20 protein-coding genes are annotated in these 19893 nt (G+C 62.0%); 5 read left to right on the forward strand and 15 right to left on the reverse strand.

The window, feature by feature from the left end:
- Nucleotides 1–29: 29 nt before the first annotated feature.
- Together ASD32_RS20645 and ASD32_RS20650 are read right to left on the reverse strand one after the other, a co-directional pair.
- Nucleotides 30–1019 carry a peptidoglycan-binding domain-containing protein gene (locus ASD32_RS20645; RefSeq protein ID WP_060639955.1) on the reverse strand — a complete coding sequence of 330 codons (990 nt, stop codon included), beginning with the start codon at nucleotides 1017–1019 and terminating at the stop codon, nucleotides 30–32.
- Nucleotides 991–2577 carry an ATP-binding protein gene (locus ASD32_RS20650; protein ID WP_082546848.1) on the reverse strand — a complete coding sequence of 529 codons (1587 nt, stop codon included), beginning with the start codon at nucleotides 2575–2577 and terminating at the stop codon, nucleotides 991–993. Before ASD32_RS20650 ends, ASD32_RS20645 begins: the two co-directional genes overlap by 29 nt.
- Before the next feature lie 570 nt (nucleotides 2578–3147).
- Between ASD32_RS20650 and ASD32_RS20655 the strand changes: the two genes are divergently transcribed.
- On the forward strand, nucleotides 3148–3597 hold the full coding sequence (locus ASD32_RS20655) for a DUF5330 domain-containing protein (RefSeq protein ID WP_060639956.1): 450 nt from the start codon (nucleotides 3148–3150) through the stop codon (nucleotides 3595–3597).
- A 161-nt stretch (nucleotides 3598–3758) separates the two neighbouring features.
- Complete coding sequence (locus tag ASD32_RS20660) at nucleotides 3759–4181, forward strand: SufE family protein (RefSeq protein WP_200953624.1); 423 nt, start codon at nucleotides 3759–3761, stop codon at nucleotides 4179–4181.
- Here the strand turns inward: ASD32_RS20660 and ASD32_RS20665 are convergent.
- The 10 genes from ASD32_RS20665 to ASD32_RS20710 all read right to left on the reverse strand — a co-directional run bounded on the left by ASD32_RS20665 (nucleotide 4147) and on the right by ASD32_RS20710 (nucleotide 12669).
- Entirely contained in the window at nucleotides 4147–5025 is an 879-nt protein-coding gene (locus tag ASD32_RS20665) for a DUF6456 domain-containing protein (RefSeq protein WP_060639940.1), read from the reverse strand. The two genes, ASD32_RS20660 and ASD32_RS20665, sit on opposite strands and share 35 nt — an antisense overlap.
- Complete coding sequence (locus ASD32_RS31025) at nucleotides 5018–5482, reverse strand: helix-turn-helix domain-containing protein (protein WP_328518491.1); 465 nt, start codon at nucleotides 5480–5482, stop codon at nucleotides 5018–5020. Before ASD32_RS31025 ends, ASD32_RS20665 begins: the two co-directional genes overlap by 8 nt.
- Nucleotides 5483–5712: 230 nt before the next feature.
- Nucleotides 5713–6144, reverse strand: coding sequence for a MucR family transcriptional regulator (locus ASD32_RS20675; protein WP_060639941.1), 432 nt, complete (start codon nucleotides 6142–6144; stop codon nucleotides 5713–5715).
- Nucleotides 6145–6750: 606 nt separating this feature from the next.
- Nucleotides 6751–7113 (reverse strand): monovalent cation/H(+) antiporter subunit G, encoded by a 363-nt coding sequence (mnhG, locus tag ASD32_RS20680; protein ID WP_060639942.1) that lies wholly within the window; start codon nucleotides 7111–7113, stop codon nucleotides 6751–6753.
- Nucleotides 7113–7490, reverse strand: a complete 378-nt coding sequence (locus tag ASD32_RS20685; protein ID WP_060639943.1) for a cation:proton antiporter — start codon at nucleotides 7488–7490, stop codon at nucleotides 7113–7115. The genes mnhG and ASD32_RS20685 overlap by 1 nt, the downstream gene beginning before the upstream one ends.
- Nucleotides 7487–7963 carry a Na+/H+ antiporter subunit E gene (locus ASD32_RS20690; RefSeq protein ID WP_060639944.1) on the reverse strand — a complete coding sequence of 159 codons (477 nt, stop codon included), beginning with the start codon at nucleotides 7961–7963 and terminating at the stop codon, nucleotides 7487–7489. The genes ASD32_RS20685 and ASD32_RS20690 overlap by 4 nt, the downstream gene beginning before the upstream one ends.
- Nucleotides 7960–9513 (reverse strand): Na+/H+ antiporter subunit D, encoded by a 1554-nt coding sequence (locus ASD32_RS20695; protein WP_060639945.1) that lies wholly within the window; start codon nucleotides 9511–9513, stop codon nucleotides 7960–7962. The genes ASD32_RS20690 and ASD32_RS20695 overlap by 4 nt, the downstream gene beginning before the upstream one ends.
- A gap of 5 nt (nucleotides 9514–9518) precedes the next feature.
- Nucleotides 9519–9893 carry a Na+/H+ antiporter subunit C gene (locus ASD32_RS20700; protein WP_060639946.1) on the reverse strand — a complete coding sequence of 125 codons (375 nt, stop codon included), beginning with the start codon at nucleotides 9891–9893 and terminating at the stop codon, nucleotides 9519–9521.
- Nucleotides 9893–10312 carry a Na(+)/H(+) antiporter subunit B gene (locus ASD32_RS20705; RefSeq protein ID WP_060639947.1) on the reverse strand — a complete coding sequence of 140 codons (420 nt, stop codon included), beginning with the start codon at nucleotides 10310–10312 and terminating at the stop codon, nucleotides 9893–9895. The genes ASD32_RS20700 and ASD32_RS20705 overlap by 1 nt, the downstream gene beginning before the upstream one ends.
- A complete protein-coding gene (locus tag ASD32_RS20710; protein ID WP_060639948.1) occupies nucleotides 10309–12669 on the reverse strand; it encodes a putative monovalent cation/H+ antiporter subunit A in 2361 nt (786 codons plus the stop codon). Before ASD32_RS20710 ends, ASD32_RS20705 begins: the two co-directional genes overlap by 4 nt.
- Before the next feature lie 257 nt (nucleotides 12670–12926).
- Here ASD32_RS20710 and msrB point away from each other — a divergent pair, with 257 nt between their 5' ends.
- Nucleotides 12927–13334: a peptide-methionine (R)-S-oxide reductase MsrB gene (msrB, locus tag ASD32_RS20715; protein ID WP_060639949.1), complete on the forward strand. Its 408-nt coding sequence runs from the start codon at nucleotides 12927–12929 to the stop codon at nucleotides 13332–13334.
- A gap of 188 nt (nucleotides 13335–13522) precedes the next feature.
- Here the strand turns inward: msrB and ASD32_RS20720 are convergent, their stop codons facing one another.
- Nucleotides 13523–14182, reverse strand: coding sequence for a hemolysin III family protein (locus ASD32_RS20720; RefSeq protein ID WP_060639950.1), 660 nt, complete (start codon nucleotides 14180–14182; stop codon nucleotides 13523–13525).
- Between the two features lie 279 nt (nucleotides 14183–14461).
- Complete coding sequence (locus tag ASD32_RS20725) at nucleotides 14462–14884, reverse strand: universal stress protein (RefSeq protein ID WP_060639951.1); 423 nt, start codon at nucleotides 14882–14884, stop codon at nucleotides 14462–14464.
- A gap of 351 nt (nucleotides 14885–15235) precedes the next feature.
- On the opposite strand from ASD32_RS20725, the gene ASD32_RS20730 reads away from it, so the two are divergent.
- Entirely contained in the window at nucleotides 15236–16099 is an 864-nt protein-coding gene (locus tag ASD32_RS20730) for a VOC family protein (protein WP_060639959.1), read from the forward strand.
- A gap of 147 nt (nucleotides 16100–16246) precedes the next feature.
- On the forward strand, nucleotides 16247–18439 hold the full coding sequence (locus ASD32_RS20735) for a right-handed parallel beta-helix repeat-containing protein (RefSeq protein WP_082546850.1): 2193 nt from the start codon (nucleotides 16247–16249) through the stop codon (nucleotides 18437–18439).
- 52 nt (nucleotides 18440–18491) lie between these two features.
- Here ASD32_RS20735 and aztD read toward each other — a convergent pair whose 3' ends face one another.
- Nucleotides 18492–19706: a zinc metallochaperone AztD gene (gene aztD / locus ASD32_RS20740; RefSeq protein ID WP_156383274.1), complete on the reverse strand. Its 1215-nt coding sequence runs from the start codon at nucleotides 19704–19706 to the stop codon at nucleotides 18492–18494.
- Nucleotides 19707–19893 lie beyond the last annotated feature (187 nt).

Raw genomic sequence — 19893 nt, forward strand, 5'->3', positions numbered from 1 at the left:
TGCGGCGGAATGGTATCGTGCGCAAAAAATCAGAGCGCGCCGATTTCCTTCATCTTCCGCAGCACCTTGTCGCTCGGCTGGCCGGTTTCAGGCAGGCGGTAATGCTTTTCGAAATGGCGGATCGCCGAGCGTGTCTGCTCGCCGGCTACGCCGTCGATCGAGACATCGGTATAGGCCAGGTTGCTCAGGCCCTTTTGAATGTTCATCACCAGCTCGCTGGAGGCGGGACTATCGGCCTTGGGGATATATTGCGGATCGATCTCTGCATTGCGGATCGCTGCAGCAACGGGATCGAGTTCGCCCTTGCCGGCCTTGACATTTTCGTAGGGCCGCTGCGCCGGCTTGGCCGTGGCAAGCGTTTTGGCGCGTGTCTGCTGCGTGCCGCCAGAAGCCAGCGCCGGGGCCTGCAGGGCGGCGAGCAGGCCATCGCTCGGGGCGCCCGTTTCGGCGCGGCCCGCCTGTTTTTCAAAGCGCAGGATGGCAGCCGATGTTTTCGGGCCGGTCTTGCCGTCGGCCGGGCCGTCATAGAGGCCGCGCCGTGCCAGCTCCTTCTGGATGCCGGAGACGAGCGCTGCATCGGTGCCATGGGCATCTTCCGGCGCGGACCGGATGACCTCAGACACAGTTTCCGTCTGCGTCTGCGTCTCCGGTTTGCGCTGTTCGATGCTGGCGGTCTCTTCGCCGGCCTCGTCCTCGCGCTGGATTACGAAGGTCGTCACCTTGCGCGGTGCAAGGCTATCGTCGTCGGCCCCAAGCCTTGCCGATTGCGGATCGCCCGGCGGCAGGCGCGTGCGCATGAATGGCGATGGATGGACGCCGGGCTGGTACCACATGGCGTTGGCCGCAACGAAGCTGAAAGCGATGGCAAACGCCAGCGAGCCGCCAAACGCGCGCGGATTGCGCGACGCCAGGCGGCCGGCGAAGGTGAGACCGCGCATCGCCAGCCGAAGGGTCGCAAGACCCGGGCGGCTTTGCGCCTTCTTTTTCTTCTCAGGCTGTTTTCGCTTGCGAGCCGTCATGACCTGCACCCCCGTTCATTCCATCGGCATCCCACCGGCTCGCTTCCGGATAGGTCTGGCCATTCGTCTTGATCCGCGTACGCTCCTTCAGGCGCGGCGGAAACTCCACCATTGTCTGTTCCACAGGTTCCTGCTCGTCGATGCCGACAATGCCCGAGCCATCAAGCGCGATCGTCACGGTGATCACCGTGCCCTCGCCCGGACGGCTGCGGATGTCGAACTGCCCGCCATGCAGCGCCACCAGGCCCTTGACCAGCGACAGGCCAAGGCCGGTACCTTCATATTTGCGGGTATAGTCGTTCTGGATCTGCACGAAGGGCTGGCCGAGCGACGAGAGCTTGTTTTCAGCAATGCCGATGCCGGTATCGCTGACGATCAGACTGAGATTGCCGCCGTTCAGTTCAGCGTCGATCGTCACCAGCCCGCCGCGATCGGTGAACTTGATGGCATTGCCGACCAGGTTGATGAGGATCTGCTGGATGGCGCGCTGATCGGCATTGACCTCGCCGACGCTGCGCATGATCCGGCTGGTGAGCTGGACGCCCTTTTCGCGCGCCTGCAGGCCAAGCATGGCTTCGCAGGCATTGACGACATCGGCGACCCGGAACGGTTCGGGAATCAGTTCGTAGCGCCCGGCCTCGATCTTGCTCATGTCGAGCATGGTGTTGACCACCGACAGGAGATGGGCGCCCGACTGGTTGATCAGCGACACATATTCGCGCTGCCGGTCGTTTTCGAGCTTGCCGAAATATTCACCGGACAGAATGTCGGAAAAGCCGAGAATGGCATTGAGCGGCGTGCGCAATTCATGGCTGACGGCGGCCAGAAACCGCGTCTTGGCATCATTGGCGGTCTCGGCCAGCCCGGTTTTGTGGATGGCCTCGGCGCGCAGCCGGGCCTCTTCGGAGACGTCGCGCGACTGCACGAGAATGGCGAATTCGCCATCGACCTCGCCCAGCGCCGTCATTTCGCAGCGCATGTGGACGAACTGCTCGCCGCCGGTAAAGACATTGGGATGTTCCAGCCTGATATCGATGGTCGCCTGGCGATTGCCCTGGCGCAGCGCATCGATGGCCTGCATGAAGAGGATGCGGTCGGACACATGGATCTGCTCGATGAAACCGCGGCCGCCGGGATTGCGCATCCAGGCGAGATAGGTTTCGGCGTCGCGGCCATGAACCGATGTGACCGAGCCGCGGATATCGTGGATCGTCACCAGGCCTGCAAAACAATCATAATGGCGGGCGCCGTCATCAACCGGCAGATTCCGGCTTGCGGCCACGGCACGCACCAGCGTCCGGTTGCGCTGATAGGCAATGCCGCCGACGGCAGCGATAAGGGCTGCAGCGCCGACCAGGGCGGCACCGACCGGCAGCGCCAGCGATACCGGCAGGGCAACGGAGAGTGCGAGCGGAACTGTGGGAAAGGCAACCAGGGCCGTGGCGGCGACCGCCCGGATCACGGCGAACTCGCGGCTTGCCTCCGGCTCTCCCGCCAGCTGGCGGGGCAGCCAAAGGCGCGCGGCGTCGTCAATGCGCGACGCCATCCTGCCAGCCATGTTACGCAATACTCTCAACGTCTAACCCTGTACGCTCGTTCTTTTCCGGATCCCGTCATGGTTCCGTCCTTTTATAAGCAATTTTTCATATTCGACCGGAAACGGGCCTTTCGAACAATCGCTTTGCACATCCGAATTTCGCACTGGCGGCTTAATGAAAGGATAAATGAAACTGCGACAAATCCCGCGAAAGGCCCCCAAAGTCCCATTCCGGGACAAATCGCCGGGGCTTTGTCTTTTGTGGTTAATGGGGTGTAAGCGCCGGATTTTAGCTGGTTTTCGGCTTTGCATTAACCTGTGTGGCAGCGCGGTGCGGCGCCGGATCCCGCGTTTGAAGCCTTGACAGGGCAAGCTTCGCCTTGAACCTTAACAGCGACCGTTAAAATGCGTGATAAATGCCATTCAAAAGCCGATAATTCCAATTTTAAGAAAAGACGGTGCAAATGCCAGCGGTTTTGGCAAAGGCATATTCCGAATCCCTGCCTAAGGTGTGATGACAAGGCGCCAAGGGAGCGAACCCGGCAGAGACCGGACGCAAGGTGAGTGCCTTACCAAAGGATGGGCAAGACAATGTGGTTTCTGATCAAAGGAACATTCTGGTTTTCGCTGGTGCTGGTGCTCCTGCCGTTTCTCGATCCGGCCAGCACCTCGACACTTGAACGCGGACCGAAAGTCGATGTCGGCGACACGGTGTCGGCTGCCACCGAAGCCTTCGGTTATATCAGCGCCATCTGCGTGGAAAAGCCGGATGTCTGCATCAAGGGCACCGAGACATTCGTGGCGCTCGGCCACCGGGCCCGCGAGGGCGCCAAGATCGCCTATCAGTTCCTCGACCAGCAATTTGCCGAACCGAGCGACGCCGTCACGACCGGCACGGTGACGGCCGCCGCCCAGCCTATAACGGAAGCCCCTGCCGATCTCGCCGCCACCGAACAGGCCGCTGCCCAGCCCGAACCACTCTTCAACCGGATCCCGGTACCGGAAAAGCGCATCGACCCGAAGGCCTCCGTGGTTCAATAACGCGCACTGGCTTGCCGCTGCGGCTCTCTATATCTGCCCGAATTGCCGATTTGACCGCAGCCGTGAGGAACGCCCGTCCCTTGACGCTGTTGTTTTTTGCAGTTCTCATTTTGCCGCCCATCCCCTATATGAACGGCATGGACCAGTTGCACACATCGCCGATCACACCGCTTGCCGAAATCATCGACAATTGCGCCTATCTGGATGATTGGCAGGACCGGATGAGCTATGTCATCGAGCTCGGGCGCAAGCTGCCGGAGATGCCGGAAGACAAGCGCACGGCGGAAAACAAGGTGCAGGGCTGCGCAAGTCAGGTCTGGCTGGTCACCCATGCAAGCCCGGCGGCGGCCGACCCGATCCTCACCTTCGAGGGCGAATCGGACGCGCATATCGTGCGCGGCCTCGTCGCCATCGTGCTGTCGATCTTTTCCGGCCAGCACGCGTCCGATATCATCAAGACCGATGCAATCCACCTGTTTGGCCGCATGGGGCTGATCGAGTACCTGACGGCGCAGCGCGCCAATGGGCTGCGCTCGATGATCAAGCGGATCAAGGACGAGGCGGCCCAGCAGCTGGCTTCGTGATCCCGGCATCCGCTGCCTGCGGCCGAAAACCTTCATCTCCCCAGACGTGACTGCGCCTTGTATCCTTGCGGGGCGGCGCATAGTGGCGCGACAGCGCCATGAGTGCCGTGCGCAGCATCAGCTTGGCCGAGCGTGCCGGCCATTGCCGCTCGCGTTCGACGAGTTCGAGCCCTTTTTGAAAACAGCAGACATCGAGCGCCACACCGCAGAGTTCCGGCCCAATCGCCTCCATGGCCTTGCCGACGCGAAAGCGGGCGGACATGGCGCTATCACTGATCTCTGCCGCGCCGCCCGCCCCTCCCTTGGTTTTTGACGACAGAAGCGGCTCATAGGCCATGGTCAGCCGTGGCTGCAGATGCGCGCGGGTAAAATCCGCATGCAATCTTTCGCCGGCGGCGATCGCCTCGGGCGGCAGGAACGCCTTGCCGGATTTCTCTTTCAGACGGGCGCAGGCGCCGAGCGGCGATTCCAGCTCATTGACCCGCACCGCCTGGCGGACACCCTCCACCGCAACGGTCTGCGTTTTCATCGCACGGTGCTGCTCCTGGAATGCCTCCGGCGAACCTAAAAGTGCGCGGCGCAGGAACGGCAGCGCCTCACGCGTTGCCCGCACCGTATCCGCCTCGAGCAGCACCAGCCCCAGCGACCGGGCCTGATCGAGCGTCGCCTGCAACACCGAGCGCGCCGGCTTGCCGGCCGGCCCGCCATCGCCGTCGAGCATGAGCGCCCCCGAAGGGTCTGCCTGTCTCAGCCTCAGCGGTGAGCGGGCGGCGGCAACCGTGCGGACGAAGCGGAGAAGCTCTTTTTGCAGCAGGGGTGCACCTTTTCCATCGGCCTCACGCATGGTCGCGTCCTCCCGGCGCACCGAAGAAGCAGGTGACGACGCGCTCCAGCGCGGCGATGAAGTCATCGAAGGCCTGATCGTCGCGCCGGTCCTCGACGACATTGCAGGCATGGCTGACGGTGGTGCGGTCGCGGCCGAAGGAATAGCCGATATCGGTCAGCGAAATCTGCAGGATGACGTGGCAGACATACATCGAGATCTGGCGGACATGGCAGCTGGTGCGGCGCCGGTCGCGCCGCAGTGGCACGCGCTCACCGACCAGCATCACCATCTCCGCCGTCACCTGGCGCACCAGGCGGCACCGGTGATGGGCGGCCACCGACAGAACCGGCCCCCACGGATCCTCCAGCGATCCGGTGCCCCAAGGCACAATGGCGGGATTGACCACCCGGGCGCGTGGCGCGGGCAAGGACTGTTGACGGGACAGGGATCGATGGAGAATATTGATAATGTGCATGGCTCACTCCTTTAATAGGAATTAATTCATACACCCTAGTGCGATTGCGGGGATAAAGAAAAGCGCCTCGCCACAACCTTTCGTTGATTTTCCAACGGTTTTAAGGCTTTTCCTCAAAAATTATAGGTATATTTTCCTCGTTGCCATTTCTTCAGGATGGCAATCACACAAAAAAAACCGGCCTGTGCGAGACAGACCGGCTTTCCTGATAGGCAATATCGGAGCGGCGCTTACTTGGCGCGGCGCTTGCGGCGCTGGCCGAGGCCCATTTCCTTGGCGAGCCTTGAGCGGGCTTCCGCATAGGCCGGCGCGACCATCGGGTAGTCGGCAGGCAGATCCCACTTCTCGCGATATTCTTCCGGTGCCAGGCTGTGATGCGTCATCAGGTGGCGCTTCAGCGATTTGAACGTGCCGCCGCATTCCAAACAGGTGATCTGATCGTCCTGGACCGACTTGCGGACCGAAACGGCAGGCTTCGGCTTTTCGACGACAACGGCGACAGGAACCGGGCTGCTGGTGTTGTTCAGCGCGGCATGCACGTCACCGATCAGCGTCGACAGTTCAGCGACCGGCACGACATGATTGCTGACATAGGCAGCGACGATCTCTGCGGTCAGTTCAACCAAGAGGTCGTGGCCCGAGCCAAGCGGTAAATCCGTCATTTTTTCTTTCTCCTATCGGAATCACTTCAAAACGTGCCCGCGACGGGTTTATCGCGAACACAGCTAAACCATTTGAGAAAGTGCCCGAATACACGGATGTCCGGCGGCCCAGATGCTTTTTGCTTCTGACAGCCACAGAAAACCACGGGAACCGCATAATACTCCTAAATTCCGGGGATTGGAATCCATTACCAAAACGCAGGGACAACCCTGCGCCTCAAAGCAACGATCAATAGTCACAACCCATGCTGGAATTTCACAATGAAGTAATACGGAAATGGACACTTTGCCTTTACTCGATTAACATCAACCGGGCAAAAGTCCAATCATAATTTGTGCGAGATTTAGCCTATTGATCTTTAGGGGCAGCGCATATCGCCGCACAACCGGAAACATTACGATACATCTTGCGCAAGAGGCTACGCGCACTGGCAAGTAATGGCAATTTTACTTGGCATTCATCATACTGTCGCCAGCAATACCAAGACCTGCGCGCCAGATTTTGTAGCTGAAACCCCGCGCAGACATATGATCAAGAATCATGTGGAGGCATACATCGCGGCAGAATGCGTTCGATTAAAGGCACGCGGCAATCAAACAAACGGATCACTGCCTGCGGGCGGCGGGCGCGGATTGCGGCATCTGGTCGGTCACGGACAGATTGGTGAGCCGGTATCCCGCCTGATGGGCGGCCTTGGCCAGAAGATGGGCCGAGAGCGGCGCCGTGAGCACGAAAAACGCGAATCCGGCCAGCGCGCGCAACAAAATAGCGATATCCATCGCATGGATGCCTGCCGCCAGGAGCAGCAGACCGGAGCCGATCGTGCCGGCCTTGGAGGCGGCGTGCATGCGGGTATAGAGATCGGGAAAGCGCAGCACGCCCAGCGCCGCCAGCACGCTGAACAGCGACCCGATGACGAGGAGCGCACTGACGGCAAGCGCCGTCACCATATCGAGTTCGCCTGCCATTACCGGGCTCCCTTCTGTTTGCGCCGCGCCGGCTTGCCACGCCTTGCCTTTTTCTGCGCTCCCGGCGGCACTGCGGCTGCACGATTGTTTCTTTCTGACGACAGTCCCCGTGCCAAAATGAAACGGGCAAAGGCGACGGTGGCGAGGAAGCCGACGAGGCTGAGCGCAATGGCGATATCGATATAGAGCGTGAAGCCGCTCTTGATGGCAAGGACCGCGATGAGGCCGATGGCGATCGCCACCAGCATGTCGAGACCCAGCACCCGGTCGGGCAAGGCCGGGCCGCGCACGATCCGCACCACGGTCAGCAAAAGCCCGAGCGACAGGGCGACGAGCGCGAATGACGTGGAATAGGACAGGATGGCGGCAGCACTCATAGCGGAAACGCCTCCCGGATGCGGCGTTCAAAGCCGCTGGAAATCGCCCGTTTCTCGGCGGCCGGATCATGGCAATCCAGCGCATGGACATAGAGCGTCCTGCGGTCAGCGGATACATCGACCGACAGCGTGCCCGGCGTCAGCGTGATCAGGTTGGCCAGAAGCGTGATTTCGAAATCGCGCGTCAGGGACAGCGGGAACGCAAAGATGCCCGGCCGCAACCGCATATTGGGCCGCATCACCTGGATCGCTACCTTGATGGCCGACAGCGACAATTCCTTGAAGAACAGGCCTATCAGCAGTAGAAGCTTGACCGGCCGCACGGCGTGGCGGACGGCAGACAGCTGTTCGCGCACCAGCCACAGCGACAGCGCCCCGGCGGCAAAGCCCAAGACGAGATTGGGCAGGCTGAAACTGCCGGAGACGGCAGCCCAGATCAGCGTCAGCACCAGATTGACGGCGAGCACGATCATGGCGCACCTCCCGCCGGAAAGACGGACTTGAGATAGGCGGATGGCTCGATCAGCGTCGATGCTGCCTGTTGCGCCAGATGCAGCAGGGTTTCGGGAAAGAGCCCGATGAGGCTGCTTGACACCGTCAAGGCAATAAGCGGCAACAGGGTGGTAAGCGTAGCAGGCACGGCAGCGGCCTGGCCCTCGCGCGGGCGCCAATAGGCGAGCAGAAAGACGCGTCCCGTGGCAATCATGGTGAGGAAGCCAGAGACGAGCAGGATCGCCGCCAGCCAGGAAAAACCGCCATCGATCGCGGCCCTGACCAGCATCACCTTCGGCCAGAAGCCCGAAAATGGCGGCAGGCCGGAGACCGAGAAGAACAGCATCAGCGACAGCGCCGCAAACAGCGGCGACTGGTGATAGAGCCCGCCTGCCGCATGCAGCGAGAAGCCGCCGCTCAAGCGGGCGGCCAGGCCGATCGCCAGGTAGAGCGCCGTCATCACCAGCATTGAATGGACGGCATAGACGATCACCCCGCCGATCGCGTCTGCGCCGCCAATGGCGATGCCGGCCAGCATGGCGCCGATGCCGGAGATCACGAGGTAGCCGAGCAGGCGGCGGGTGTCGCTCTGCGCCAAGGCCCCGAGCGACCCCGTCAGCATGGTGAGCGCGGCGGCCACCGCCAGCGCCAGGCTCAACTGCTCGCGCTCGGCCGGAAACAGCATGACGCCAATTCTGATCAGCGCATAGATCCCGACCTTGGTCAAAAGGCCGGCAAACAGCGCCGACACGACGATGCGCGGCGTGTGATAGGAGGCGGGCAGCCAGAAATTCACCGGGAAGGCCGCCGCCTTCATCGAGAAGGCGAGGACATAAAGCGCCGTCAGCGTCACCAGCGGCGCCGTCTTCTGCAACGCCGGCGCCCTCGCCGCGATATCGGCCATGTTGAGCGTGCCGAAGATGCCGTAGAGATAGCCGGTGGTGATCAGGAACAGCGTGGTGGCGACGAGATTGAGGAAGCCGTATTTGACCGCTCCGTCGATCTGCTCGCGCTCGGAGCCGAGGACCAGCAGGCCGAAGGACGAGATCAACAGAACCTCGAACCAGACATAGAGATTGAAGACGTCGCCGGTGAGGAACGCGCCGCTGACCCCCGCCATCAACAGCATCAAAAACGGATAGAAACCATAGCGCCTGCCGCTTTCATTGACATCGTCGATGGCGGCGACGGCGCCCATCAGCGCCACCGCGGCCGATGTCAGTGCAAACAGTCCGCCGGTGAGATCCACCGTAAACGCGATACCGAACGGCGGCAGCCAGCGGCCCATCACCATCGTCACCGGCCCGCTCTCTGCGACATGCCACAAAAGTGCCGCGTCGAGTGCCACCAGCACGGCCAGCCCGAAGACTGCGATCAGCGGCTGGGCAGCACTCCTGTGGCGGATCATCATCAGGATGGCGCCGATGGCGATGCACCAGGCGACGGGGAGGACGACCAGCCAGTCGAGCGCGGCCACCGGCTGAAGGACCAGGACTGCGGAGAGATCGGCTGGAGATGCGGGAGCGGCCATGTCTGTCAGTATCCCAGCGGCGGCTGAACGCCGTCCGGCTCGGCCACGCGCATGGCATCGGTATTGTCCGTTCCAAGGCTCACATAGGCGCGCCAGGACAGCACCAGGAGGAAGGCGAAGAACGAGAAGGAAATCACGATCGCCGTCAGGATCAGCGCCTGCGGCAGCGGATTGGCGGTGGCGGCTGCCGGCACATCGAGCCCCTCGCCGATCACCGGCGGCACTTCGCGCAGGATGCGGCCGCTGGTAAAGATCAGCAGGTTGACCGCATTGCCGAGAATGGCAACGCCGAGCAGCATGCGGATGATGTATTTCGACAGGAGCAGGTAGACTGCCACGGCAAGGAAGATGCCGGTCAGGACGGCGAAAACCGGTTCCATCAGTCGTCCCCCCTTTCCTCGAGCGACAGCGCGATGGACGTTACCGCGCCGACCACGACCAGATAGACGCCGATATCGAACGTCATGACGCTCGACAGCGGGATTTCGTAACCGAACACCACGGGATAGACCCAGAGCCCGGTCATGAACGGAACATGGAACAGCATCGACACAAGGCCGGACAGGGTTGCCAGCAGCAGGCCGGCACCGGCGATCGAGAGCGGATGAAAGACGATGGCGCGGCGCACCGTCTCGACGCCGAAGGCGATGCCATAGACCGACAGGGCGGCCACGGCGATCAGCCCGCCGATGAAGCCGCCGCCGGGCTCGTTATGGCCGCGCAACAGCACGAAGATCGAAAACAGCATGGTCACGCTGACGATGACGGGGGTGATGGTGCGAAAGATCAGCGATGTCACCGGCCGGCCTCCCCGGCATCGGGATCATTATCGGCCATGCGGCGCAAGGACCCCGCCCGCAGCCGCACCAGCGACAGAACCGCCAAGCCTGCGATCATCACCACGGCGATCTCGCCCAGCGTATCGGTGCCGCGGAAATCGACGATGATGACGTTGACGATATTGGCGCCATGGGCAATGGTTTTGGAATAGTGCGCGAAGAAATCCGACAGCGCCGGGTTGAACGGCACCTGCGTGACCTTGAGCAGCAGCAGCCCGCCGCCCAGGCCGCAGGCAATGGCGATCGCCGCGTCCGGCAGGGTCTCGCGGAACGGCCGGTGATCGGAAGCCGACAGCTTGAGCCGCGTCATGACCAGCGCCAGGATGACCACCGCCAGCGTCTCGATCATGAACTGGGTAAAGGCCAGATCCGGCGCGCCATAGAGCAGGAAGATGACGGCGACGGAAAAACCCTGGATGCCGAGCGAAACGATCGCCGTCAGCCGGTCCTTTGCCAGGACGACGGCAAACAGGCCGGCCACCGCGATGATCATGATCGCCAGCTCGTGCAGCGGTATGGATGGAAAGACCGGAGCCCGCGCCAGTTCGCCAAACAGGAACGGCGGCACGAGCAGGACGAGCGCGATCATCACGAAGGTTGCGGTCATATAGCTGTCCAGCCTGCCGTTTTGCAGGCGCCGGGTGATGGCAAAGGACAGGCGCACCAGGCTGCGGATGGCCTGATCGAAGCCGCGATCCGGCCCCCAGCCGATTGCAGCCAGGACCGACGCAACACCTGCCCGCACCTGCGCAAGGCCGATATAGAGCGCAATGCCGAGCATGACCGTCAGCCCCGACAGCGCCAGCGGCACGCCGATATGCGGAACAAGCGAAATGGCGACGACGCGCGGTCCGCCGGCAATGGCGGAGGCCATCGGCGTGGAAACCAGGGCGTGGACCGTGCCTGAAAACAGCGCGGCGGCGAGGCCCGCGACCGCCAGAACAGCAGGCCCGAGCCAAAGCAGGACCGGCGCCTCATGCGCATGTTTCGGCGTGGCGGCCGGCTTGCCCATGAACGGCTTCAGCGCCACGGCGAAGGCGACCGCAAACATCAGTGCATTGCCCGTGACAGTCAGAATGGCGAAGAGGATCGAACGCGGATCAGACGACGACAGCGCGGCATAGACCTCCTCCTTGGCGAGGAAGCCGAAGAAGGGCGGCAGCCCGCCCATCGAGATGGCGGCGGCAAGCGCAATGGCAAAGGTCAGCGGCATGGCGGTGCGCAGGCCGCCAAGACGGGTGACGTCGCGCGTTCCGGTCTCGTGGTCGATGATCCCCGCCACCATGAACAGCGCGCCCTTGAACAGCGAATGGGCGACCAGATACAGCACCGCCGCTTCGATGGCATAGGGCGATCCGAAGCCGGTGAGCATGACAAGAAGGCCGAGCGACGACATTGTCGTATAGGCGAGCATCAGCTTGAGGTCGGTCTGGCGCACGGCCAGAAGCGCGCCGATGATGAGGGTGACGCCCCCGAAGACCGGCAGGATCAGCTGCCATTCCGGCGTGCCGCCGAGCACGGGATTGAGCCGCATCAGCAGATAGACACCGGCCTTCACCATGGTGGCCGAATGCAGATAGGCCGAAACCGGCGTCGGGGCCTCCATCGCGTTCGGCAGCCAGAAATGGAACGGAAACTGCGCCGATTTGGTGAAGGCGCCGCCCAGCACGAGAACAAGAACCGCCAGATAGAGCGGGCTCGCCTGAACCACCGGTCCGAGCGATGACAGGGCCGAAAATTCGGTGACGCCGGTGATGCTCCAGAGCACGAGCAGGCCGGCCAGCAGGAACAGGCCGCCGCCGCCGGTAACGACCAGCGCCTGGAATGCGGCACGGCGCGCTTCCTCGCGCTGATGGTCGAAACCGATCAGAAGGAAGGAGGTGATCGAGGTCAGCTCCCAAAAGACGAACAGCATCAGGAAGCTGTCGGAGGCGACCAGGCCAAGCATCGCGCCCATGAACATCAGGAGGAACGAGAGGAAGCGGCCCTGATGCGGATGGCCCTTGAGGTAACCACCGGCATACAGCACGATCAGCGCGCCGATGCCCGAGATCAGCAGAAGGAACGTCAGGGACAGGCCATCGACCAGGAAGGACAACCGCACATCGAGGGACGGCACCCAGCTGTAACCGCCAGCGACGGCCCTGCCCTGAGAAACCTCAGCCGCAAAGCCTGAAAAATGCACGAAGATCGCAGCCGGGATCAGGGCCAGCACCCAGGCGGCACCATGGCCGAACATCCGGGTGAGCATGGGCGCTGCAAGCGCACCCAGAAAAGGCAGGCAGAGGGCCAGAAATGTCAGGCTGTTGACATTCATGGGTCGGCAGGCTCCTTTCATGAGCGGATGGCCAAAGCCGGACTGGCAGCGGAAAATGCCACGGATCTCTACCGGTTGGGAATACGGCAAGCGATGGTGAAACTCAAGGTTATGGGTGGATATACAGGGGCAATCGTCCGTCGGCGCGCCCAAAACACATGCAGCGACATTGCCAATTTGAACGCTATGCATTGCGAACAATTGCCACGGCAAGAGTCCGTCCTATCTTCTGCGTCCTATAGTCACGGGAGGAATGGATGAGCGAGACAAGACCCTTGAAAGTCGAGAGAACCGATGCGGAATGGCGGGCACAGCTGACCCCGGATCAATACCGCATCACCCGGCAACACGGCACCGAACGGGCATTTTCCAGCCCGGATTTCGCGCCGGGCCGGACGGGCATCTATCATTGCATCTGCTGCAACCGGCCGCTCTTTCACGCGCAGACGAAATTCGATTCGGGCACGGGCTGGCCGAGCTTCTTCGAGCCGGTCGCCATCGACGCCGTGACCGAACATTCCGACATGTCCTACGGCATGAACCGCACCGAAATCCGCTGTGCCGACTGCGATGCGCATCTCGGCCACGTCTTTCCCGACGGCCCGCCACCCACCGGCCTGCGCTATTGCATGAACGGCGTTGCCCTGTCCTTTGAAGCGTCGTGACTGGGAGGTTATCACGCCGACGTGCCGCCCGGTTTCACGCCGGCGTGGAAGAGCAGCTCTAGCGAAGGTGCAGATTTTTGAATCAAGCGAAGGCGCCAAGTCATTGAGTTTTTGGCGCATTTTCGCCGAAGGCGCCGAACTGACGGTGTGCAGGACGGTCCTACACCCGAACCACCCCCCGTCCCCGCTCAGCTGGCAGCACTGCTGATACAGGTAAGAACAGCGGAATAATGCACGGCGGCGGCGGTGACGACGAAGCCGTGCCAGATCGCATTCTGGAAGCGCAGCTTTTCCCAGACGTGAAAGATCACGCCGAGCGAATAGATGATGCCGCCGATCAGGATGAGGATCAGCGTGGTTTCGGTCAGCTGCGACAGAAGCGGACCGGCGGCAAAGACGCCGCTCCAGCCCATGGCGAGGTAAAGCAGGATCGCCAGCTTGTCGAAGCGGCCGGGAAAGACGCATTTGATCAAAACGCCGACGATGGCGATCGACCAGATGCCGATCAGCATGCCGAACAGATAGGGATCGTCCCAGCCGCGCTGCAGGAAGGGCGTATAGGTGGCGGCGATCAGGATGTAGATCGACGAGTGATCGAAGCGGCGCAGGAACCACTTGGTCTGCGACACCGGATAGAGATTGTAGAGAAACGAAATCGACAATGTCGCGACCAGGCCGGCGCCATAGATCCAGGCGGCAACCAGCTGTCCGGACGTGCTCCAGACGCTGGCATAGAAGATCATCGCGGTCACGCCGATCAGGGCACAGGCAAGCCCGACGCCATGAACGACGCCATCGGCGATCAGCTCAGAGCGATCGTAGTTCCATTTGATGCCCTTGATTTCCATGCACGCCTCTCAACAGCCGATCCGGCCGGGCTTCTTCATTCATCATTCCACCGGCTTTTGAAGCCGATGCGTCAACCCGGAGGTTCACCGCAGTCTGCCGTCAAGCGGCGCCTTCGGCAAGCCAGATAAGCATAACATTTTGACAGGCTGTTAAAGACCGAATGGCGGCAGACGAAATCAACATTTGCGACAGGCCGACATCGGACGATCCGGATCAAGCTGCCATCCGCCGCGTCTTTGCGGGCGCGGTGGATGGATCATGTGTCAACAGCAGGCGCTTCAGCGGTCGATCAGCACGGCGCATTTGCAATGACTGGCGACGCGGGTGGCGGTGGAGCCGATGAAATAATCGATCAGTCCCGGCCGGTGCGACGCGATGATCACCAGGTCTGCTTTCGCCTCCTCGGCAAAGCTGTTGATGACGCCGGCGGCACCGCCGATGCGGATCTCGACATGGCCCTTGACGCCATACTTTTCCAGAAAGCCGGTCAGCGTCTTTTTCGCGTGGTCGCGCGAGGCCTCGATCAGTTCCAGCGGGAAATCGACGATCATATAGCCCTGGGCATAGGCATTCAGATCCTCGACAACGTTGAGCAGGATGATCTCGCCGCCGTCATCGAGCAGCGACTGGGCGCGCGTCAAAACCTTCTCGCCGTGCTCCAGCTGATCCATGGCGATCGGCACGATAATTCTCGAATACATGACTGTCTCCTCGGGTTCGCCGCACCGGCTGCAGGATAGGACGGCCCGCCGTGCAGGCCGGCATCCCCGCCGCTTCGCGCGGATGATTCAATATAGGTGTGGCGAAGCCAAAGTCACAATCGGCCATGCGGTCGCAGGCGATTGTCAACAGGTTGAGAACAGTACATCCTCAACCCGGCCCCTTCCGTGAACGCCGCGCGCGCGCCATATAGACGGTCAAGACAATCAGACAGGCCATCATACAGGACGCGACCGATGACCAGCTTCAACAGGCGCACGTTCATGACGGTTTCGGCCACCGCATTGGCCACCGCAGGGTCGCTCACCACAACCAGGGCAGGAAGCACGCCTATGACCGTTCAAACCGAAGATCACGCCATCCGCATGCCAGCCTTCGTCGATCATTCGCATCTGGTCGTGCGCGACCTGCCGATGGTGTCATCCTGGTACCAGACGATCATGGGCCTGCAGCCGATCGAAAAAACCGCAAGCGGCGAGACGCTGGGTGCCGGCGGCCGCCCGCTTTTGACATTGACGACACAGGGCAATGCGGCAATCGCCCCGCAAAATGCGCCCGGCCTGTTCCACACCGCCTTCCTGGTGCCTGATCGCACTGAGCTTGGCCGCTGGCTTGCCCATATCGCTGAAAACAACGTGCCGCTTCAGGGGGCATCCGACCATCTGGTGTCGGAAGCCATCTATCTCGGCGATCCCGAAGGCAACGGCATCGAGGTCTATCGCGACCGGCCGCGCGCCGAGTGGAACTACCTTGACGACGGCATGGTGAAGATGGCGACGCTGCCGCTCGACCTGCAGGCGCTGTATGACGAGGCGCCGAAGGACAACTGGGGCGGCATGGCCGGCGGCACGGCGATCGGCCATATCCATCTGCAGGTTTCGGATATTCCGCAGGCCAACGCCTTCTTCCGCGATGTGCTCGGCCTCGACCTGATGGCCACCTATCCCGGCGCCAGCTTCTTCGCCTCGGGAAAATACCATCACCATGTCGGCGCCAATATCTGGAACTCGCGCGGCGCACCAAAACGCCAAGCCAACATGACCGGCCTGTCGGACTATACCGTGCATTTCAACGATCCGGCCAAGCTTGAGAATGCCGTCACCAAGCTCGACGAACTGGAAATTCCGGTGACGCGCAATGGCGATACCGTCTCGCTTATCGACCCCTGGGGAATCGGCCTGAAACTGGTTGGGTGACTGCAAGGCGGGCCGCCCGGCTGCGTTTTCAACAGGGCGGCTGCGGCGGATTGTACCGTTTTGATTCTTAAAGTTGACTCTTCTTGTCATGTATAATACGCCGCCCGGACGTCCGCTCTTGCGGATTTCTGTCCAGGGGTTATTATTTTGAAAAATAAGAGAATTCTTGTATACGCGCTCGCCACGGCGAGTATCGCGCCACTTCCCTTGCGCGCGGCCGATTGGCGTCCTTCGGTGGAAATCGACGGCACCTGGCGCAGCGGTTCATCCAGCTCCAGCGGCGGCTTCTTACTACCGATCCTGCTTGATTCCGGCAATGCGCTGTTCATCGATACGCAGGGCGCCTTTATCGAGGGTGGCGTTCAGCGCGGTTCGGTGGGGGCCGGATACCGCATGCGCGCCAATGATCAGTGGATCGTCGGCGTCTACGGCTATTACGACTATCTGAACAGCGCCTATGACAACGCATTCCACCAGCTGTCCTTCGGGGTGGAGGCGCTCGGGCCCGTGTTTGAAACGCGTGCCAACATCTATCTGCCGCTCGGCAGCGATCACGCGCTTGAGGGCATGGGCCGCGGCGAGATCGCCGGTGGCAGGCTGATGTTCCGCCAGGGCATGGAACGCGCCCGCCGCGGCGGCGACATCGAGGCCGGTGTCCACGTGCCGCTGACGGCTGCAGGCGATGCGATACAGCTGAAGGTGTTTGGCGGCAGCTATTTCTACGGCGGCGACAATCTCGACGACAAGCTGGGTGCCAAGCTGCGCGCCGAACTGTCCTTTGCCGACCTGCCCGGCCTTCCCGGCGGATCGACGGTGACGATCGGCGCGTCCGGCTCCTATGACAATGAGGACCATTTCAAGGCTGCGGCGATGGCACGGCTGCGCATACCGCTCGGCAGCACATCCGCTACCGGCGCTTCGTCAGGCGTGAGCGATCCGTTCGATCCGCTGACGCAACGCGTCGAGCGCAACCGCACCATTGAGACCCATCGGGGCGCGACGGGCGATCTTGAAAATGCGGTGATCGAACTCACCGGCCAGACCGCCGGCAATGTCGCCGCCATTTCCGCCGCCAGCGGCGATGCGGCCGCAATCAACGCCCTGATCGATGCGGCTGGCGACAACGCGCTGATCCTTGCCGATGGCAATATCGGGCTTGATCAATCGCTGAGCTTGAACAACGGCCAGCTCCTTTTGGGTGGCGGCGGGGTTCTCAGCTTGCGCGGCGCTGACAGCGGCGGCGAAGGCTGGTTTGCCAATCGCGGCGCCGCCACAACGCTGACCGGCTACAATCCGGCTGAGGATGTCGTGACCATGGCGTCCAACAGCGCGATCTCCACGCTCTCGATCACCGGCGGACTGGCCGGCATCGGTTCGACCGGCGCATCCAACCTCCTGGTGGACAATGTCGATATTTCCGCCACCAGCCATGACGGCATCCGGTTGACCGGCGTGGATGGCGCCATCATCCAGAATTCGCGCATTCACGATCTCACCATCTGCGAAAGCAGCACGCTCTGCGAATTTTCGGTGTTTGATCCGAACCGGGCGCCCTATGCCGCCATCAGCGCCCATGGCACCAACAACCTGACGATCCGCGATACCGCGATCGACAACGTCACCTATGGCCTGTTTGCCGGCAGCGCCATCGACGAAAGCGACTGGCCGCCCGTGATCACCGATGCCGCCAGCAACATCACGCTGGACCATGTGACGATCTCGCGGTCGCGCCGCGAAGGCCTGCTGTTCGTGGCAGCCGATCACGTCAATCTCGACACGGTGACGATCGACAATTCGATGCAGGACCGCGACATGGATCTTGTCGTGCTGCAGGGTACACGCGACGTCGTGATCACCGATATGGTCCTGAAGGGCGGCATCAATGGCCTGATGCTGGTGACCTCCAGCAGCATGCCGGAGGGGGCGGTCACCACCAATGTCGATGTCGACGGCCTGACGATCGACGGCACGCGCAATGCCGGCATCTTCCTCAACCCGGTTTCTGGCATCGCCTTCAAGAACGTGGCGATCACCAATGCCGGAACCTACGGTGCCTTCATCTACGGGAGCGAATGGGACTTCCTCGGCGGGCCGATCAGCGACATTGCCTTCGACAATGTCACGATCGACAAGGCAGGGACCGCCGGGCTCTACTTCATGGGACCATCGCTGGATCTGAAGGGCGGCGTCACCGTCACGGGGACCCCACGCGATTGCAAGGTCGATCCCTCCTGGGATGGCAGCCTTGGCGGTTCGCTGACGCAAGGGCCGGGCTCGGTGCTGACACTCAACGGCGGCGTGCTCGACCAGACGAATTTTGGCAGCCGTTGCGGCGGCTGACCTCACCCAAGATCGCCGTGCGCATACGGTGCGCACGGCAACTTTTACGGTTTCAGTGCACAGCGCCGGAGCCGCCGGCCGCGACGATGGCGAAGGGCATGCCCTCGACCGGGATGGTTGCCGTTTCCGTCAAGGTTTCGCTGTCGATCATCCGCACCAGGCTGTGGCGGGGATCGGTGACGGCGATGCGATTGCCGGCAACCGCCAGCCGCGGGCGCGGATCGCGCCAATGGCCGTCCTTGCTATAGGGCTCGGTCACGCCGGCGGAGCGGACGATCTGACCGCTGACCACATCCAGCACATGCAGCTTGCCGTCTTCCGTGAGAATATAGGCATTGCGGACCTTGGCGGGATCCAGGATGAAATCGACACGGCGGGTCGGCAGTTCGACAAGGCGATAGGGCGCGCTCGCATCCGGATCGATCAGCACGACCTTGTCCTCACCGTAATTGCCGAGGAAGAACTGCATGGAGCGGCCGCCGAGCAGGGTGGAGACCTTACCCTCCGGCAAATCGCCGCCATAGGCGACCATCTCAAGCTTCGGGCCATTCAGTCCATCCGGCCGGGCGACCAGAACCCCTTCGGCGCAACCGAAGGCGACCAGCCGCGCCGAAGACGCCTCGCCATGCAGCCCGGTGCAGGTGGCGACATCACCCAGCTGCTTGCCCTCCCGGTCGATAACGCGCAAGCCCAGCCTTGGCGGCTGTTCGTCCGGCTTCACCTCAACCGCCATATTGGGCACGGAAACGAGGATATGCCGTCCCATCGGTACGGCGACGCCGTGATGGGCAGCCGTCGTATCGAGGCTGACGGCATCGCCCTTGCCGTCGAGCAGCGCGCTCTCGCCGAACAGATCCACCTTGCCGCCCCGATCATAAAATACCGCGACATCATTACCATGGGTGACCACATGGCCCGGCTTCTGGCCGCTGATGCTGCCGGGCAAAAGCCGGGGAGCGGATATTTCGATATCGCGATGTTCGCCATGATCAGACAGCGCAATGCCGGAGGAAATGATCTGCACCAGGTCCTTATCGCCCTGCACGGCAAAAACGCTCCTGCCGCTGTCGCTCAGCGACAGGGCCGCATAGCCGCTGAGATCAAATCGCCCCAGCTCGCTGCCGTTCGCCGCATCCAGCACGCGCACCACCGGCTCCGTATGATCCGCAACAAACAGCCGCCACGTCTCTTTCTGATCAGCCTGATCATCGGCCAGCGCCGCAAGCGGCGACAGCGCCGTGAGCGCCATCACAGCGGCAGCCCGCATCGGGTTTCCAAATTGGATCGGCATGGGATTCTCCTGCAATTGTTTATGTAATAACGTTACGTCACATTTGTTATAAAGTTACACTCAGATTGTCCAGCCGGAAAGACGGCAGCGGCGTCCTCCCCCTTCTCCCCGCTGGGAACCGTTGCAAAATTCTGTGGTTGTGATTCTCTGTCGTTACGAGCAG

The organism is Rhizobium sp. Root483D2, from assembly GCF_001426685.1.
GTDB classification, from domain to species: Bacteria; Pseudomonadota; Alphaproteobacteria; order Rhizobiales; family Rhizobiaceae; genus Pararhizobium; species Pararhizobium qamdonense.

Excerpts from the sequence above, each read along its gene's own strand:
- ASD32_RS20645 (WP_060639955.1), bottom strand. The coding sequence starts at position 1,019 with ATGACGGCTCGCAAGCGAAAACAGCCTGAGAAGAAAAAGAAGGCGCAA.
- mnhG (WP_060639942.1), bottom strand. The coding sequence starts at position 7,113 with ATGGCAGGCGAACTCGATATGGTGACGGCGCTTGCCGTCAGTGCGCTC.
- ASD32_RS20655 (WP_060639956.1), top strand. The coding sequence starts at position 3,148 with ATGTGGTTTCTGATCAAAGGAACATTCTGGTTTTCGCTGGTGCTGGTG.
- ASD32_RS31025 (WP_328518491.1), bottom strand. The coding sequence starts at position 5,482 with ATGCACATTATCAATATTCTCCATCGATCCCTGTCCCGTCAACAGTCC.
- ASD32_RS20730 (WP_060639959.1), top strand. The coding sequence starts at position 15,236 with ATGACCGTTCAAACCGAAGATCACGCCATCCGCATGCCAGCCTTCGTC.
- ASD32_RS20725 (WP_060639951.1), bottom strand. The coding sequence starts at position 14,884 with ATGTATTCGAGAATTATCGTGCCGATCGCCATGGATCAGCTGGAGCAC.
- ASD32_RS20650 (WP_082546848.1), bottom strand. The coding sequence starts at position 2,577 with ATGGCTGGCAGGATGGCGTCGCGCATTGACGACGCCGCGCGCCTTTGG.
- ASD32_RS20665 (WP_060639940.1), bottom strand. The coding sequence starts at position 5,025 with ATGCGTGAGGCCGATGGAAAAGGTGCACCCCTGCTGCAAAAAGAGCTT.
- msrB (WP_060639949.1), top strand. The coding sequence starts at position 12,927 with ATGAGCGAGACAAGACCCTTGAAAGTCGAGAGAACCGATGCGGAATGG.
- ASD32_RS20720 (WP_060639950.1), bottom strand. The coding sequence starts at position 14,182 with ATGGAAATCAAGGGCATCAAATGGAACTACGATCGCTCTGAGCTGATC.
- ASD32_RS20700 (WP_060639946.1), bottom strand. The coding sequence starts at position 9,893 with ATGGAACCGGTTTTCGCCGTCCTGACCGGCATCTTCCTTGCCGTGGCA.
- ASD32_RS20675 (WP_060639941.1), bottom strand. The coding sequence starts at position 6,144 with ATGACGGATTTACCGCTTGGCTCGGGCCACGACCTCTTGGTTGAACTG.
- ASD32_RS20695 (WP_060639945.1), bottom strand. The coding sequence starts at position 9,513 with ATGGCCGCTCCCGCATCTCCAGCCGATCTCTCCGCAGTCCTGGTCCTT.
- aztD (WP_156383274.1), bottom strand. The coding sequence starts at position 19,706 with ATGCGGGCTGCCGCTGTGATGGCGCTCACGGCGCTGTCGCCGCTTGCG.
- ASD32_RS20690 (WP_060639944.1), bottom strand. The coding sequence starts at position 7,963 with ATGATCGTGCTCGCCGTCAATCTGGTGCTGACGCTGATCTGGGCTGCC.
- ASD32_RS20710 (WP_060639948.1), bottom strand. The coding sequence starts at position 12,669 with ATGAATGTCAACAGCCTGACATTTCTGGCCCTCTGCCTGCCTTTTCTG.
- ASD32_RS20685 (WP_060639943.1), bottom strand. The coding sequence starts at position 7,490 with ATGAGTGCTGCCGCCATCCTGTCCTATTCCACGTCATTCGCGCTCGTC.